This window comes from Leptolyngbya sp. BC1307, from assembly GCF_002286735.1.
Taxonomy (GTDB): domain Bacteria; phylum Cyanobacteriota; class Cyanobacteriia; order Phormidesmidales; family Phormidesmidaceae; genus Phormidesmis.
The window spans coordinates 56,166-70,234 of the sequence record NZ_NRTA01000015.1 but is presented as its reverse complement, the minus strand read 5'-3'; the positions used below and the strand labels follow the sequence as shown (position 1 = coordinate 70,234).

Genomic DNA, 14,069 nt, shown 5'->3' with positions numbered 1-14,069 from the left:
CAGTTTTTCCGAAGTTTACCAAAGTCGCTATTAGACGAGACATGACAAAGCCCCTATGAGTATTTTGACGATTGTTTTTTTGGTTGTAGGGCTCGTCTTGCTGGTGGGCGGCGCGGAGATCTTAGTTAAGGGCGCTTCTAAGCTGGCCGCGACGATTGGCATATCGCCGCTGGTGATTGGGCTGACCGTTGTGGCTTTTGGCACCAGCGCGCCTGAGCTAGCGGTGAGTTTGCAGGCGAGTTTGAACGGGCAGGCAGATATTGCGCTGGGCAACGTAGTGGGCAGCAATATCTGCAACGTTTTGCTGATATTGGGCGTATCGGCGATGATTGCCCCGCTGGTCGTGGCACAGCAGCTGGTGCGGCTGGATGTGCCGATTATGATTGGGGTGTCAGCCCTACTGATGTTTTTTGGTATGGACGGTCGCCTGAATCGTTCTGATGGGGTAGTTTTACTTTTAGGCGGGCTGGCCTACACCGTGTTTTTGCTGTACCAAAGCCGTCAGGAAAAAGATCTGGCTGTACAGGATGAGTACGCTCAGTTTGGAGAGCGATCGCTCTCCCTCAAAGAAACCGGCTTGAACGTAGCGCTGTTCGTTGCAGGCGTGGTCATGCTGGTGGCGGGCTCGCAGATGTTGGTCAACAGCGCTGTCAGTATCGCCACCTTCTTAGGCGCTAGTCCGCTGATTATTGGGCTGACCGTGATTGCGCTAGGGACATCTCTGCCAGAGCTGGCCACCTCAATCACAGCTACCCTGCGCGGTGAGCGCGACATTGCGGTCGGCAACGTCATCGGCAGCAACATTTTTAATATTTTGGTGGTGCTCGGGCTGACTAGCGCCGTTTCGACCACGGGCATGACCATGTCTCAGTCGGTGCGTTCATTCGATCTGCCAATTATGCTGGCAGTTGCGGTGATGTGCCTGCCCATCTTTTTTACGGACAACCAAGTCTCGCGGCGAGAGGGTCTGCTGCTCCTGGCCTACTATCTGCTGTATGTCGGCTACTTGGTGGCCAATGCCACGCGCCCCGAATCGGTTTGGGCCGGGTGGATTGGCATTATTGTGGTGCCGCTGACGCTGCTGATGCTGGCGCTGCTGGGCTGGCGAACCTGGGCGACCGTGCGGCGTAGGCGATCAGCTGAGAAACTTGAATAGCCAAGTCAGGCGGCTGGGCTATGTATCAGTATTCAGCCCAGCCGCCCGACAGAATTAGCGGGTAAAAGGCTAAGCAACCGTCACCTGATCAGAAAGATACACATCTTGAATCAGGTGAAACAGCTTCACCCCTTCTTTGAAGTCTCGTTGAAAGGTCTTCCGCCCTGAAATCAGACCGCAGCCACCAGCTCGCTTGTTAATCACTGCCGTGCGAATCGCCTGCACAAAGTCATTTGCACCCGACGAGCCGCCTGAATTGATCAGCCCGGCCCGGCCTGCATAGCAGTTCAGCACCTGATAGCGAGTCAGATCAATCGGGTGATCGCTAGTCAGCTCGGAGTAGACCAAATCATCGGTTCTCCCGTAGGACTTGCCCACAGCGTCGGACACAGCTTTATAGCCGCCGTTATTTTCGGGCAGCTTTTGTTTGATGATGTCGGCCTCAATGGTCACGCCGATATGATTGGCTTGCCCCGTCAGGTCAGCGGCTAGATGGTAGTCTTTGTCCTGCTTGAAGACATCGTTACGCAGGTAGCACCACAAAATGGTAGCCAGACCCAGCTCGTGGGCGCGAGCAAACGCCTGGCTGACTTCTTGAATCTGCCGGGTAGATTCGGATGAGCCAAAGTAAATGGTCGCCCCAACGGCCACAGCACCCAAGTTCCAGGCCTGGTCTACCGAGGCAAACATCGTTTCATCATATTCTTTGGGGTAGCTCAGCAGCTCATTGTGGTTGAGCTTGACGATGAAGGGAAGTTTGTGGGCGTATTTGCGGGAGGTCATACCCAAGACGCCGAGCGTCGTCGCGACTGCGTTGCAGCCGCCAGAAATCGCCAGATTGATAATATTTTCCGGGTCGAAGTAAATCGGGTTGGGGGCAAAAGAGGCGGCGGCGGAGTGCTCTATACCCTGATCGACTGGCAGAATAGAGAGATAGCCGGTATTGGCTAAGCGTCCTGTGCTGTAGAGCTGCTGCAAGCTGCGCAGCACCTGAGGGGAGCGATCGCTCTGCGCAAAAATCCGATTCACCCAGTCAGGCCCCGGTAAGTGCAGCTGGCTCTTATCCACTTTGGCTTTGTAGCTCAGCAGGCTGTCGGCTTCGTCACCGAGCCAATCGGCAATAGATTTGTTTGATCCAGATTTGGTTGGAGTTGCAACCACAGTAAATACCTCGCAAAATGTCTAAAGATTAGCGCAAGCTCTGAAGCAGATCGCCCCCCTAAGGGCAGTTTTCATGACATCTATGGACATGACATTTATGGACAAGTTCCCGCCCAGCAGTAATTCTCCAAACATCGGAGAATAGGGACAATGCCCTGCCTACCACTAAGCGAATGGCGTCCCCTCCCCATCAAATCCACAGTCAAATATTCGTTACCCTAGCGAGTCTCCAGCTAGCGCCGCTGGTCAGTTTTTACAGCGACTTTTTGGCGACTTCCCCCGCTCTTCACACGGCCACTTACGCCGAATTTCAGCTCTCTGGGCTGCGATTGGCCATTTTTACGCCTAAGGCAGATCATGTTGCAGAGTTTGCGGCGGCGACTAGCGGAGCGATGAGTTTGTGTTTAGAAGTTGGCGATTTGGTTGGGGCGATCGCCCGGCTCAAAAAAATCGGCTATCCACCGTCTAGCGCTATCATGACCACTTCTCACGGCCAGGAAATTTACGCCTACGACCCTGATGGCAACCGGCTCATTGTGCATCAGTCTGATAGCAAGCCTTAAGCCCGCTAATTTTCAGCACCCTGCTGAGCCCTCAGCCGCATCACCGCCTGACGAAAGCCCAGCACCACCAAAATATTAGAGAGCGTCAAAAAAGATTCAGCGCTGCCGTGGAGCCAATCGACATTCGCCAGTTGCTCACCGTAAACCTGCTTGGCGTAAATCCCAGCAGGAATCGTCACCGCCACAAAAATCAGCAGCACATAAAACCCGATCAGTGCCAGCCGAGGCGTTTGCTTCGACCGGGTGAGAAACCATAAAAAGCCCAAGTAGGGAAAAAGCGACACCGCAAACAGCGTTTCCTTACTCATCCTTTCATCTCCCCTTCTGCTCCCTCAGACGGCACTTTAGACTGCCGCCAAATCCACCAGGCCGCCGCACAGACCGTACAGTTGCCCACCACCGTCATCGCCGCCTGTAGCGTAACCAGCCAGTTCAGAGCCGCCGGATTATCAAAAAAATGCCAGGTGCAGGCGCACATCGCGCTCACCAACGCTGGCAACATGCCAAAAGATAGGGTACGCCAAGCTAAATAGCCACTGGCCTCGGCATATTGCCAAACAAACCAGATAGCCAAGACCCACTCCAGCACGCTAGAGACATGAACCATCCAGGTCGGAATTGAGAGAGCGTGCATAGAGACTACCCGTCCGCATATCTTCTGTATTCTGTCTTCTGTATTCTAGAGATCTATGGCAAGACGCTGACGAAAACGGCAAAACAAAACGGCAAAACAAAAACGGCAAAAAACTATGCAAGCGGTGTTATGTGGCTACTACGGCATGGGCAACGGCGGCGATGAAGCGCTATTGGCCTCGCTGCTGCAAATGTTGCCCGCTCAGGTGACGCCGGTTGTTCTCTCTGGCAACCCTCAGCAGACGAGCGATCGCTACAGCGTCGAAGCGATTCCCCGCAAATCGGCGAGTGCAGTACTGTCGGCCCTACGGCGCTCAGATGCCTTTATCTGGGGCGGCGGCAGCCTCATGCAAGATGCCAGCAGCACTCTCAATCCGCTGTACTACGGCGGGCTGATGATGCTCGCTCAGAGAATGGGGCTCAAGACAGTGGCCTGGGCTCAGGGCGTTGGCCCCTTAGATCAGCCCTTCAGCCGGTGGCTCACTCGCACGGCCCTGGCGAACTGTCAGGGGGTGAGCGTGCGCGATCGCAAGTCCGAAGCATTGCTCAGCCAGTGGCAGCAGCCCTGTCTACTCGCGCCCGACCCCGTTTGGGGACTGGACTCTACGCCGGTAGAAGGGCTGTGGGATTTACCGGCTCCCCGCGTGGCCGTTGCCCTCCGGCCCCATCCCGATTTGACCGAGCAGCGGTTAGAAGTCATCACTCAGGCGCTAGTTAATTTTCAAAAGGCTACCGGCGTCTGTCTGGTGCTGGTGCCCTTTCAGCCGGTTAAAGATCGGGCGATCGCCCAGTTCATTGCCGAGCGCCTGACTGAGCAAAACAGCGGCCCTCACCCTATTTACTGCCTCACCCAACCTCAGCAGCTCAAAGGACTCTTTCGCGGCGTTGAAATGACCATTGGCATGCGGTTTCACGCCTTAGTTATGTCAGCGGCTGAAGGCTGCCGCAGCTTTGCCATCAGCTACGACCCCAAAGTAGAGGCCCTAGCCCAATCGCTATCGCTACCCGGCTGGGATCTCGCTGCGAATCCGCGCGTACTGCCACCTCTCCCCGATCAGCCGCAAACTCTCTGCAAAGCCTGGCTAGACTGCTACATCAACGGTAGCGCCCTCACCCCCGACCAGATACAGTCGCAGGTAGATCGGGCCTTTATGCACAAAGACTTGCTGGCAGAAGCACTGCTCGACTAAATACAGTCTGCATTACAGTTTTTTACAGCTATGCGGAGATGCTGCACAGCTAGCGTAGAAAGGCTTATATTGCTGTTTTCACAAAAATTAGCAATATTTTTTAGGCAAAGCTATTGCTATATTGACTTTCTGTGATACTACTTTAGGAAGTCATTTCTCTTAAGACTTTCTGAGATCCGATAGAATAAGCCCATTGCTTGGGTTCCGTCTCGCCTAGTCACTGAGATAAGCTTTCGAGACATTCTTTTGCTGAACGCTGCCTGCTGTTATTTTGCCTGTCACCTATATTAAATATGAGTAAAAAGAAGTCGTCCAAACCCTCGTTCGATGCTCACCCGCAAGACTCTACAGGCAACGTAGATGATACCTGCAGCCCGATAGAAGGCCGCTTGCCGGAGGATCAAGTAGCGCCCGTTCCCCCTGAGCCTGTTTCGCCTGAGTTAGGAAGCGAAGCCAGTGACTGGGAAGCGGTGGATTTGCCGGGCACGGTAAAGGTAGCGGCGACTGGCCCGGAAGCGAGCCCCGTAGACTCAGCCCAATCAGAGCCAGCCCCTGACCAAGGCAGCTTTACCGCCAAGCGCGAGAACGAACTGCTCAGCCTCATTCACGACCTCAATGAGTGTAACGACGCTTTACTCGCTCGAATTTCGCAGACAGAAGGTGCGCTCGAAAATGCTCAGTCGGCGCTCCAGATGGAAGTAGAAAGGGCAAAGGCAGCGCAGGCAAAGATGATCGAACAGATGTCAGCGGAGCAAGCTTCAGTTCAGCAGATTTCTCAGACGGCTCAGCAGCAAATCGCCAAGCTCGTCAGCGAACTAGACACCACCGAGCAAGCACTTCAGCGTCAGCAGCTGATCAATGAAACGCTGCAGGCAGAGCTCAACGACCATCAAGAGCGGGTCACGCAGCTAGAGAAAGAATCGGCGATGATTTCTCAGCAGCACGCCGAAGCCGCTCAAGCGCGCATCAAGGCAGAAACCGTTAGCCGGGACTTGCGATCGCGCCTCCAGCGCCAGCAGCGCTACACCCTTCAATTCAAAGCTGCCCTAGAAAAATCTTTAACTGTCAAAGCCCGGCCAGTCTATACCGCCAGCGTTGCTGAGGCCCAGCCAGTCTCATATCCAAATGCGCCCTCAGTCACCATGCCCAGAGCCCAGCGGATCATGCCCTGGGTAGCGGCTGGTTCATCTTCCTTTACCGGCATCGATCCGCATCTAGAAACGCTCATTCGCAATGCCAGCACTCCCGCTAGCGAACCTGTCTTGCTGAATAAACCGTCTAGCTCTGCGGCAGCAATTGATCCAGAAGCTGAAGATAAGCTCTGGCAAGACTTAGAACGGGTTATGAGCAGGATAGATGAGACCCCAGCGCCTGCGACTGATACGGTTAGTCCGTCAGCGGTGCCGACGGAGAATCGGGATGAAGCCGCTACTTCCCCAACACCCAAATCGACCAAGCTCAACTGGCAGGCCGCCGCTCAACTGGCTAGAGCCACTGAAACCAAGCCTGACACCGAACCTGAGATCAAGCCTAAGGAACCGTCTACCGCTATTGAACAGCAGCCAGCAGAGGCGATCGCTACCCGAGTAGAAGAGTCGTTCGCCGCCGCCACGGGTCAATCATCAGCTGAGGAAATCGGCTTTACCGAGCCTTCACCCTGGGGTAAGCCGCTGCCTGAAACCACTCTGCCTGAAACCACTCTGCCTGAAACCACTCTGCCTGAAACCACTGAGGAAGCAGCAGTTGGAGCTGCCGTTAAGACCACTGTCAATCAGCCTGCAGACTATTCACCCCTGATGAATAACCAGGCTGGCTCTACGGTCTCGCCGCTGGTTAAGCCTGAGCGATCGCCCAAAAAAGTAAGTTCTATGGCGGCTGTTCAGCTACCGACCTTTGAGAGGGCCAAGGCAGGGAGCTTTAAGCGTTAGGAAACCAAATTTTAGGCTTATCTGCCACTTTGCTTGCCATCTACAGCGGTTCTTGCGATCGCCTATGTATGTATTAAGCGAAGTGGCCAACGCTATAAACATTTCCACACGAAATGGCTGAGGTGATCCATTGCTGAGGACCACCCTAACTGATGCTGGCCTTACGAGCGGTTACTTAAAAGGCTGGTGAGGATGCTTAGTGGGGAGAGTCGCTATCGCCCATCGCCATCTGTATTACCGTCGGCTTGCCACCGTCAGCATGATACTTGTTGGCCCACTGGCTAATCAGCTGGTCGAGTTCGTCGAAGGCGGCTTCTCGCTTTTCACTAGGAATATTGAGTTCCTCCAGAATTCGGCGAGTGCCCTGATGGCAGTTGGTCCACTCTCGCATCAGGCGAAAGTAGCGGGCGGTGTCGTCCATCATGGTGTAGGTGCGTTCTTCTTCGCCCACCGGCGAGTAAGAAGCCCGAGTGAGCGCGTAGAAAGGCATTCCACCCATTGGCGAGTCAATTCGAGCAACGGTACCTGCGTAGATCAATCGCCGCCGGATATGCTCAGCGAGCGCGTCGCTAAGCTGCATTCGGCGGTCTTCTGGCAGCGTCGATTGGGAGCGGGTGTGGAGAGAGTCTACCAGCTCCATAAACTGAAACCCGGTCAGCAGTTGAGCATCCGGTAGCGGGTCAGGCAGGCCAGCTGCTTCTAGTTTGGCTTCTACCTGCCGCTTTTCATCGGAGCTTAGGCTAGTGCCCGGCAGCCGAAATTCTCCAAGCTGCCACGGATGCCGCTGCAGCCAAGCGTGCGGTAGCTGAATCAGATAGCCCGGCTCCTGCGACCCCAGCATTTTTAGCAGTTTGCCTTCAGTCAGCGCGGCCTGCATCTCCTCGACAATTGCCTTCACCCGCTTCGGCTCGATGTGATGCAGATGTCCGGTCATGCGCAGGTTTCTACCCTGCTCTATATAGGTTGTATAGATAGCGCACTTGGCTGCTGTTGCCGCTGCATCTAAAAAAGCGCCGTGACGATGCCCGCCCGTGCACATGGCGCTAAAGGCCAAATACATCATGATTTCGTCAATCGCGCTGGGTTCTAGTTTCTTTACTAAATCGGTGTTGCTGGTCATCAAAACTCGATCAAGCGTAAATGCTTAATGTATAGAATGCACAAAAGACGGACTAGCGAAGCAGCCTGGCATATTGCTAGCGGAGAAAACCTGTATCGCAACAGCTGTGCCTATAACAACAGCTTCTTAAGAATCCTTTACTTAGCCCATATTCTACACCGGATACGGATGCTAGTTAATAAAAGCCATTCCCAACTGACAGCTAACTAACTTTTTAGCAGCAGCCTGTCAATCCCTCTTACCGTCTGCTTGAGCACACTTTTGGCGACAGTCAAATGGACGCTCTACTGAGAATAGAGGCGAAAGAGCCTATGCTCCAGGGCACAGTAGTCAGAGCTTCCTCGCCTGGTTCTTGGGTATTGGCTGGGTTGCCACCTAGACGACCGCTGCCCCGATCAGAAACTTGAATCAGCTCACGCTGTCTCTGCTCAAAAGAGATAGGTGACATTTGGGAGACAGCTACGCTATGAGCAACAGAGCCAGTGGCGCACGAAACGGTCATAATGCCGCCGAGTAAGTAATGATAAGAAGTCAGCATGGTTGCTAGATGATTTCCAAGTCGTTACTCACTGTTACGCTAATTCTCTATAAAGTCAGGACATTCTATGTGAAGAATTGACATACTTACAGGGGCTGGATCTGTTCGCAGAGCAGCCATTTCCCAGATGAATTCCATATACCTAAAAGCCGTACTTTTTGGCCTTCTAATGTATTTGAAAAAGCTTCGGTAATTTCTGATCTAACTGTTAACAAAACGATGCGATCTGGCAGGGTTTTTGATGTATTTTGATGCAGCTCGTACCGACCATCATGAGTATGCCTGAACTCACCCTGAAGAGACTGGAGAGACTGGAGAGAAGCCGCAGGTGAACTTAGGTTGTATCTTCGATCAGGACTGTCTGGCGAATGGTAGCCCCTGATCGGATAGTCTTCTGGCCGCGCTATGTAGTGCTGCTGGCAGGCTCGCCACTGAGGATGCTCGGGCACCAGGTTAAATAAAGGGATCACGGCGGCTGGCGCGATCGGGTCAGTGATCAGGGCTGTCTGGAGCGATCGCACCCCGCCCTTTTTCATCAGATCCCTCGGCTGACATCCTTGCTCTACGCAGAGCGCCGCCGCCATGCCCGCCGCCTGACCAATGCCCAACACCACCGGCTGCAAACGAGTCGCACCGTTGGCAATATGAGAGACCGAAATGTTTTTCTCGCACGCCAGCAGCCCATCGACGGTTTCAGGAACTAGCGCCTCATAGGGAATGGCAAATGGCGTCCCAGTCCACCTGCCGCCCCAGTGAATAGACTTAGGGGCTAAAGGCATCTCAAAGCCCGGATAGTGATGATCGTTCGGGTAGTTGCCAATGGCGATCGCACTCATCTCACCCGCCTGATTCACCGGCAGCGCCGCCGTTTGTCCGCCCTCTACAGGCAAAATATCGCCCTCACAGACCGTCATCAGCCCCTTTAGCCGACGGCTCTCGCGATAGTAAGGCATGAGCGCAAAAGCGCCGCCCGGCGAGTGGTCGGTTGGGGGAAATACGCTTGATGCTAGACCATAGCGTCTGCCGAGCTGAGACTGAATATATCGGGCAAAAGACTGACTGTGCCACTGCGCTTCCTGACCGTACTGCAACCGGGCTGATTCTGACTCGATCAGGCGGTGTAAACCAGCGCCGTAATCATTGCCCCGATGGGGCCAGTTGATCATGAAGCAGTCACCGGGCAAGCGACCATAGTTAAGAAAATGCTCACCCGCTGGGGTATCAGCGGTGCCATAGCTAGCCCAAGCGTCCTCAAAATCGCTGTCTGGCGATACCTGCGGCGGGGCTTCGATGAGGGGCGCACGCTGGCCTTCTCCGTAGTCCTGCATGACCACGACCCAGGTAGGTGACTGCACCGGATAGCGCTGGGTAATCGCATAGAGGGGATCAGCGGGATCGCTTAAGGAGCCGGGCGCACTCGGTTCCCAACAATCTAACTCAGCGGACTGTCGCGGCTCCCAGCTCCAGCGGTAGGACACTTCGCCAAGTGCTAGTAAGTCACCCAGCTCAGTACCATCCAGCGTGATTTGAGCCTGTACGGTTATCTGATCAAATCGGACGCCCGTGATGCGATCGCCCTGGCGCAATACCTGACGCGGTCGCTGCCCGACAATCCACCGCAGGTTAGGCAGTGCATTCACCCAGTCAGCAAAAATCTGCGCCCCCACCGCTGGCTGATAGGTAAAGAAGCTGACCCAGCCGTGGTCTAATCCCTCCGGCTGTCGGCGACGCAGCGCCTTTAAAAACTCGCCCCAAATACCGGTTTGAAACGCCGCTAGTTCATTGCCATCGGGCGCAGAGACACCTGCCGCCGTCAGCATGCCGCCCAACCAGGGCAACTCAGACACTAGCACGACACTGACGCCGCGCCGCGCCGCTTGAATCGCTGCGGCTGTGCCGCCGGTACCGCCCCCTACGACTAAGACATCGGCTGCGATCACGTCACTACTCACCTGTTGCGCTCTCTTAACTCTGCTAGAGCAGCATAAGGTTTTATCGTCGCAGGCACCTGCTTCTCAGACCTTACATGTAGGCAGTGACATCTTCACCACAGTCATCTGCCAGATAAGATAAGGCCCGAAACCTCAGCCCTACAAGCTGTTCGTACAGCGGATTGATCTTGCACATAGGGGGAATGTGAACGACTTTGCGATTAAACAGCGTCACATCCCGCTCAAATGGGCACTGAGAAGGCACCAGCTTACAGACAAACCGAGCCAGACGCGGATCTTCGACACTGAGCTGATCAAGCCAGGCGCGGGCGGGCTTGAGCGGATCGATGCCCGCCGCAGATTTGGGCGGATGCAGCGAACTGGTCGCCACGCTTTCTGAGTTAGAGGCAGACTGCTCATTGGCCTCAGTCAGTTCAGAAGCAGACGATTTTAGCTGATAGAGCGTTGATTGCAGCGCCTCTAGAGCAGCCGGGTCTAACTTCAAAGCTGCGGCAAATGCCATAATCTGGTCGCTCTCAGCGCCTGAGTAAACCCCGTCGGCTAGAGCCACCATTACCGCCATGCGCAAGAAGTTTTGAGCGGCTGCACTGTCTAGCCGCAGCTCGGTAGCCAGGGCTGCCGGTTCAATCGGCGCTAGGGTAGCAAAGTCAATGCCAGGGGCAAATTCAGATTCCACCATCGTGTGGATGATTGATTTCTCGGCGTCATCAAACTGACCGTCGGCCCAGGCAACGGTTAGCAGTCCGCGCAGCCATACCTGAATTTGTGACTGCGTGTAGGGAGAATCTTGAATAGCTGATGTCATGGTTCAATGTCGCAATTCTCAGTTAGTGGTATCAAGGCTTATGTCTGAGGGCCTGTCTCCACTCCGAGCCAGTTTTGCCGGTCAATACCCACAGCAGCGATCGCACGCCATCTCGCACTTCTTTAAGTATGGTTTCTGGCCGCTCAGGGCCATGCCCCGTAGTGACGGCTACGGGCTGAAAGCCAATCCCTCGACTGCCTAAAACGATTTGGGCCACCACGCTCGCGCGGCGCATGTGATAGTCAGACGTAATCAGATAAACTTCCTCAATTTGTCTGGCCTGGAGCTTATCTACCAGCGTAGTAAAGTTGGTCACCGTGTCAACGGCCTGGTAGTCTAGCTGCCATTGTTCAGTTGGGATACGCGCTTGGTCAAACACCCACTGCGCATATTCCGGATTGCTGCCCGACGACACCCAAATCTCCACATCAGGGTGGCTCTTAGCAAACTGAGCGGCAAACTGCTCACGTTCAGGGGCACCGCCCAGGACTAAAGCTACTGAGGGGTGTAGAAACTGCTGCTGGTAGTGCAGATAGGCCAAGCCCGCAAAGGGGGAAGCTAAAACGAGCAGCCCAGCCCACAGCTTCAGGCTTGAAGACTTAACATTTGAAGACTTAACATTTGAAGACTTAGCATTGCGCCGAGAGCGGCTTTTAAGGCAACTGCGGCGGTCAGAGGAGGTCTGGCAAAGGACAGCCCGACCCGTTAACGCTTTAGCGATCGCTCTTTTGCTTGGCATAGATAAAGCATGAATACGCCAGGAGGACGGCGCAAAGTGGATGAGCTGACTGGAGATTTTTCCCAAGTTAGCCCGACGACTGTTACCCCAAATGATAAAACAGTTTTTACGCTGAGGCAGAAAATTAATGATTAGATTAATCAAATTAATGAGGACAGGCTAAGTGAAGAAGGCGTCAGCAAAAAAGCAGCGGAAACCGCTCAAGGGTACCCACTGCTCGTTTGCTTTTAGATGCTCAAACTAATGTTCACTGTCTACCTGAGCTGACAGGCTGCCTAAACCTCTATGACTTGCCGGTTAAGGTGGTCTGCTGACCCTGAAGACTGATCGGGCTCACTGAACTCGACTTTAGAGAGCATGTCTCGCAGCCGCTGACCTTCAATCACCTCTTCTTCGAGCAGCAGCTGAGAAATCTCCTCTAGCAGATCGCGGTTGTCTCGCAAAATGGTGAGCGCTCGCTGATGGGCCGATTCTACGATGCTTTTCACTTCTTCATCAATCGCCTTGGCCGTCTCATCACTGACGATGCGACGAGCGTTCGGAGCCGAGCCGTTGTCCAGGAAGTTGTTTTGCTTGCTGCGGTCGTAAGCCAGCGGCCCGAGCACTTCGCTCATGCCGTAGCTGGTGACCATTTGCTCAGCAACATCTGTAGCGCGCTGCAAGTCATTGGCAGCGCCTGTGGTAATCGATCCAAACACGACTTCTTCAGCCGAGCGACCGCCGAGCATGGTAGCAATTTGCCCATTCAGCTCAGCTTGATCCCGCAAGAAGCGATCTTCTGTCGGCAGCTGCAGAGTGTAGCCCAGCGCTGCCATCCCCCGAGGCACGATGGAGATTTTCTCGACCTGGTCAGTGCCGGGCATGGCCGAACCCACCAGCGCATGACCAACCTCGTGATAGGCAACGATTTCCTTTTCTTTATCATTGAGCACGCGGCTGCGCTTTTCTAAACCAGCCACGACCCGCTCAATCGCCTCGGCAAAGTCTTGTTGCTCGACCGATTCGCGGTGATTGCGAGCGGCTAAGAGCGCGGCTTCGTTGACCAGGTTGGCTAGATCTGCGCCGGCAAAGCCAGGGGTGCGCGTGGCGATCGCCTTCAAGTCCACCCCGTCTGAGAGTTTCACCTCAGTCGCGTGAATATTCAAAATCGCCTCCCGGCCTTTGAGATCGGGCCGGTCTACCAGCACCTGTCGGTCAAAGCGACCCGGGCGCAGCAGGGCGGGATCAAGCGTTTCGGGGCGGTTAGTCGCGGCCAGTACAATGATGGTCGATTCGCTGGCATTAAAGCCATCCATCTCAGCCAGCAGCTGGTTAAGGGTTTGCTCGCGCTCGTCATTGCCACCATAGAAGCCGCCTGAGGAACGCGATTTACCGATGGCATCTAGCTCGTCAATAAAGATGATGCAGGGCGCTTGCTTTTTGGCCTGATCAAACAGGTCACGCACGCGAGACGATCCCACGCCGACGAACATCTCAATAAATTCGGAGCCTGAAATACTAAAGAAGGGAACGCCCGCCTCTCCGGCTACGGCCTTAGCTAGCAGCGTTTTACCTGTTCCCGGTGGGCCAACCAGCAGCACCCCTTTAGGAATGCGCGCCCCCAGATCAGTAAATCGCGTGGAATTTTGCAAGAAGTCAACGATTTCGACCAGTTCGGTCTTAGCTTCGTCAACGCCAGCAACATCGGTAAAGGTCGTCTTGGTGTCTTCGTCTTCTACATACACCTTGGCGCGGCTTTTCCCAATCGAAAAGACGCCGCCCTGGCCACCGCCCTGGCCTCTAGCGAGGAACAAGCGCCACACACCCACAAAGATCAGCGGTGGGATCACCCAGCTCAGCAGACTCCCAAACCAGGCGTTGCCAGAAGCTGGCGTCGCTGAAAATTCTACGTCGTTGTCCTGCAGCAGCGTTGGCAAATTTAGATCGAAGACGGGCGCGGTCTCATAGACAGCGCCACCAGCTTCTAGCTGATAGCGGATGTTTTTTTCGCCAACAGTGGCGCTGGTGACCTGCTGGTCTTTGACCTGGCTAATAAAGGTGCTGTAAGGCACTTTGTCAGTCTCTTGACCGAAGGCAGGCGGCAGAAAAGTGCTGAGAACCAGAACCGCACTAATTGCCAGAAACACCCAGTTGGCGATGCGGCGCTGCTGCGGCTTTTTGTCCTTAATTGGCATAGCGTTACCCTATCTGACTGATAGGTATTGTTACGTTTTCGTTACCCGTATCGTAACAAGGGCAGTCGGCAGGAATGATCTGTCCGATGGGGTGATTTCCGTAACAAGAG

At 54.5% G+C, this 14,069-nt stretch carries 13 protein-coding genes; 4 read left to right on the top strand and 9 right to left on the bottom strand.

Annotation, left to right across the window (positions count from 1 at the left end; genetic code table 11):
• Positions 1-55: 55 nt before the first annotated feature.
• Entirely contained in the window at positions 56-1,156 is a 1,101-nt protein-coding gene (locus CKL79_RS10790) for a calcium/sodium antiporter (protein WP_121969591.1), read from the top strand.
• A gap of 69 nt (positions 1,157-1,225) precedes the next feature.
• Here the strand turns inward: CKL79_RS10790 and CKL79_RS10785 are convergent, their stop codons facing one another.
• Entirely contained in the window at positions 1,226-2,317 is a 1,092-nt protein-coding gene (locus CKL79_RS10785) for a class I fructose-bisphosphate aldolase (protein ID WP_121969590.1), read from the bottom strand.
• 173 nt (positions 2,318-2,490) lie between these two features.
• Between CKL79_RS10785 and CKL79_RS10780 the strand changes: the two genes are divergently transcribed.
• On the top strand, positions 2,491-2,880 hold the full coding sequence (locus tag CKL79_RS10780) for a VOC family protein (protein WP_121969589.1): 390 nt from the start codon (positions 2,491-2,493) through the stop codon (positions 2,878-2,880).
• A 5-nt stretch (positions 2,881-2,885) separates the two neighbouring features.
• On the opposite strand, the gene CKL79_RS10775 is transcribed toward CKL79_RS10780, so the two are convergent.
• Positions 2,886-3,188 carry a DUF3593 domain-containing protein gene (locus tag CKL79_RS10775; RefSeq protein WP_121969588.1) on the bottom strand — a complete coding sequence of 101 codons (303 nt, stop codon included), beginning with the start codon at positions 3,186-3,188 and terminating at the stop codon, positions 2,886-2,888.
• Positions 3,185-3,514: a DUF2499 domain-containing protein gene (locus tag CKL79_RS10770; protein ID WP_121969587.1), complete on the bottom strand. Its 330-nt coding sequence runs from the start codon at positions 3,512-3,514 to the stop codon at positions 3,185-3,187. The genes CKL79_RS10775 and CKL79_RS10770 overlap by 4 nt, the downstream gene beginning before the upstream one ends.
• Positions 3,515-3,629: 115 nt before the next feature.
• Between CKL79_RS10770 and csaB the strand changes: the two genes are divergently transcribed.
• Together csaB and CKL79_RS10760 are read left to right on the top strand one after the other, a co-directional pair.
• On the top strand, positions 3,630-4,703 hold the full coding sequence (csaB, locus tag CKL79_RS10765; protein ID WP_121969586.1) for a polysaccharide pyruvyl transferase CsaB: 1,074 nt from the start codon (positions 3,630-3,632) through the stop codon (positions 4,701-4,703).
• A 293-nt stretch (positions 4,704-4,996) separates the two neighbouring features.
• The gene (locus CKL79_RS10760; protein WP_121969585.1) at positions 4,997-6,631 is read left to right on the top strand and encodes a hypothetical protein; all 1,635 of its coding nucleotides are present in this window, start codon (positions 4,997-4,999) and stop codon (positions 6,629-6,631) included.
• Between the two features lie 196 nt (positions 6,632-6,827).
• Here the strand turns inward: CKL79_RS10760 and hetR are convergent, their stop codons facing one another.
• From hetR to ftsH, 6 genes are all read right to left on the bottom strand, one after another.
• Complete coding sequence (hetR, locus tag CKL79_RS10755; RefSeq protein WP_121969584.1) at positions 6,828-7,751, bottom strand: heterocyst differentiation control protein; 924 nt, start codon at positions 7,749-7,751, stop codon at positions 6,828-6,830.
• A gap of 271 nt (positions 7,752-8,022) precedes the next feature.
• Positions 8,023-8,289 carry a hypothetical protein gene (locus CKL79_RS10750; protein WP_121969583.1) on the bottom strand — a complete coding sequence of 89 codons (267 nt, stop codon included), beginning with the start codon at positions 8,287-8,289 and terminating at the stop codon, positions 8,023-8,025.
• 86 nt (positions 8,290-8,375) lie between these two features.
• Positions 8,376-10,241: an FAD-dependent oxidoreductase gene (locus CKL79_RS10745; RefSeq protein ID WP_205879054.1), complete on the bottom strand. Its 1,866-nt coding sequence runs from the start codon at positions 10,239-10,241 to the stop codon at positions 8,376-8,378.
• A 70-nt stretch (positions 10,242-10,311) separates the two neighbouring features.
• Positions 10,312-11,046, bottom strand: a complete 735-nt coding sequence (locus CKL79_RS10740; RefSeq protein ID WP_121969581.1) for a Mo-dependent nitrogenase C-terminal domain-containing protein — start codon at positions 11,044-11,046, stop codon at positions 10,312-10,314.
• A gap of 31 nt (positions 11,047-11,077) precedes the next feature.
• Entirely contained in the window at positions 11,078-11,785 is a 708-nt protein-coding gene (locus CKL79_RS10735; protein ID WP_121969618.1) for a YdcF family protein, read from the bottom strand.
• Between the two features lie 275 nt (positions 11,786-12,060).
• A complete protein-coding gene (gene ftsH, locus CKL79_RS10730) occupies positions 12,061-13,959 on the bottom strand; it encodes an ATP-dependent zinc metalloprotease FtsH (protein WP_121969580.1) in 1,899 nt (632 codons plus the stop codon).
• Between the last annotated feature and the right edge of the window lie 110 nt (positions 13,960-14,069).

Coding starts and splice junctions, on each gene's coding strand:
- CKL79_RS10790 (WP_121969591.1), top strand. CDS start 56: ATGAGTATTTTGACGATTGTTTTTTTGGTTGTAGGGCTCGTCTTGCTG.
- CKL79_RS10780 (WP_121969589.1), top strand. CDS start 2,491: ATGGCGTCCCCTCCCCATCAAATCCACAGTCAAATATTCGTTACCCTA.
- CKL79_RS10775 (WP_121969588.1), bottom strand. CDS start 3,188: ATGAGTAAGGAAACGCTGTTTGCGGTGTCGCTTTTTCCCTACTTGGGC.
- CKL79_RS10770 (WP_121969587.1), bottom strand. CDS start 3,514: ATGCACGCTCTCTCAATTCCGACCTGGATGGTTCATGTCTCTAGCGTG.
- csaB (WP_121969586.1), top strand. CDS start 3,630: ATGCAAGCGGTGTTATGTGGCTACTACGGCATGGGCAACGGCGGCGAT.
- CKL79_RS10760 (WP_121969585.1), top strand. CDS start 4,997: ATGAGTAAAAAGAAGTCGTCCAAACCCTCGTTCGATGCTCACCCGCAA.
- hetR (WP_121969584.1), bottom strand. CDS start 7,751: ATGACCAGCAACACCGATTTAGTAAAGAAACTAGAACCCAGCGCGATT.
- CKL79_RS10750 (WP_121969583.1), bottom strand. CDS start 8,289: ATGCTGACTTCTTATCATTACTTACTCGGCGGCATTATGACCGTTTCG.
- CKL79_RS10740 (WP_121969581.1), bottom strand. CDS start 11,046: ATGACATCAGCTATTCAAGATTCTCCCTACACGCAGTCACAAATTCAG.
- CKL79_RS10735 (WP_121969618.1), bottom strand. CDS start 11,785: ATGCCAAGCAAAAGAGCGATCGCTAAAGCGTTAACGGGTCGGGCTGTC.
- ftsH (WP_121969580.1), bottom strand. CDS start 13,959: ATGCCAATTAAGGACAAAAAGCCGCAGCAGCGCCGCATCGCCAACTGG.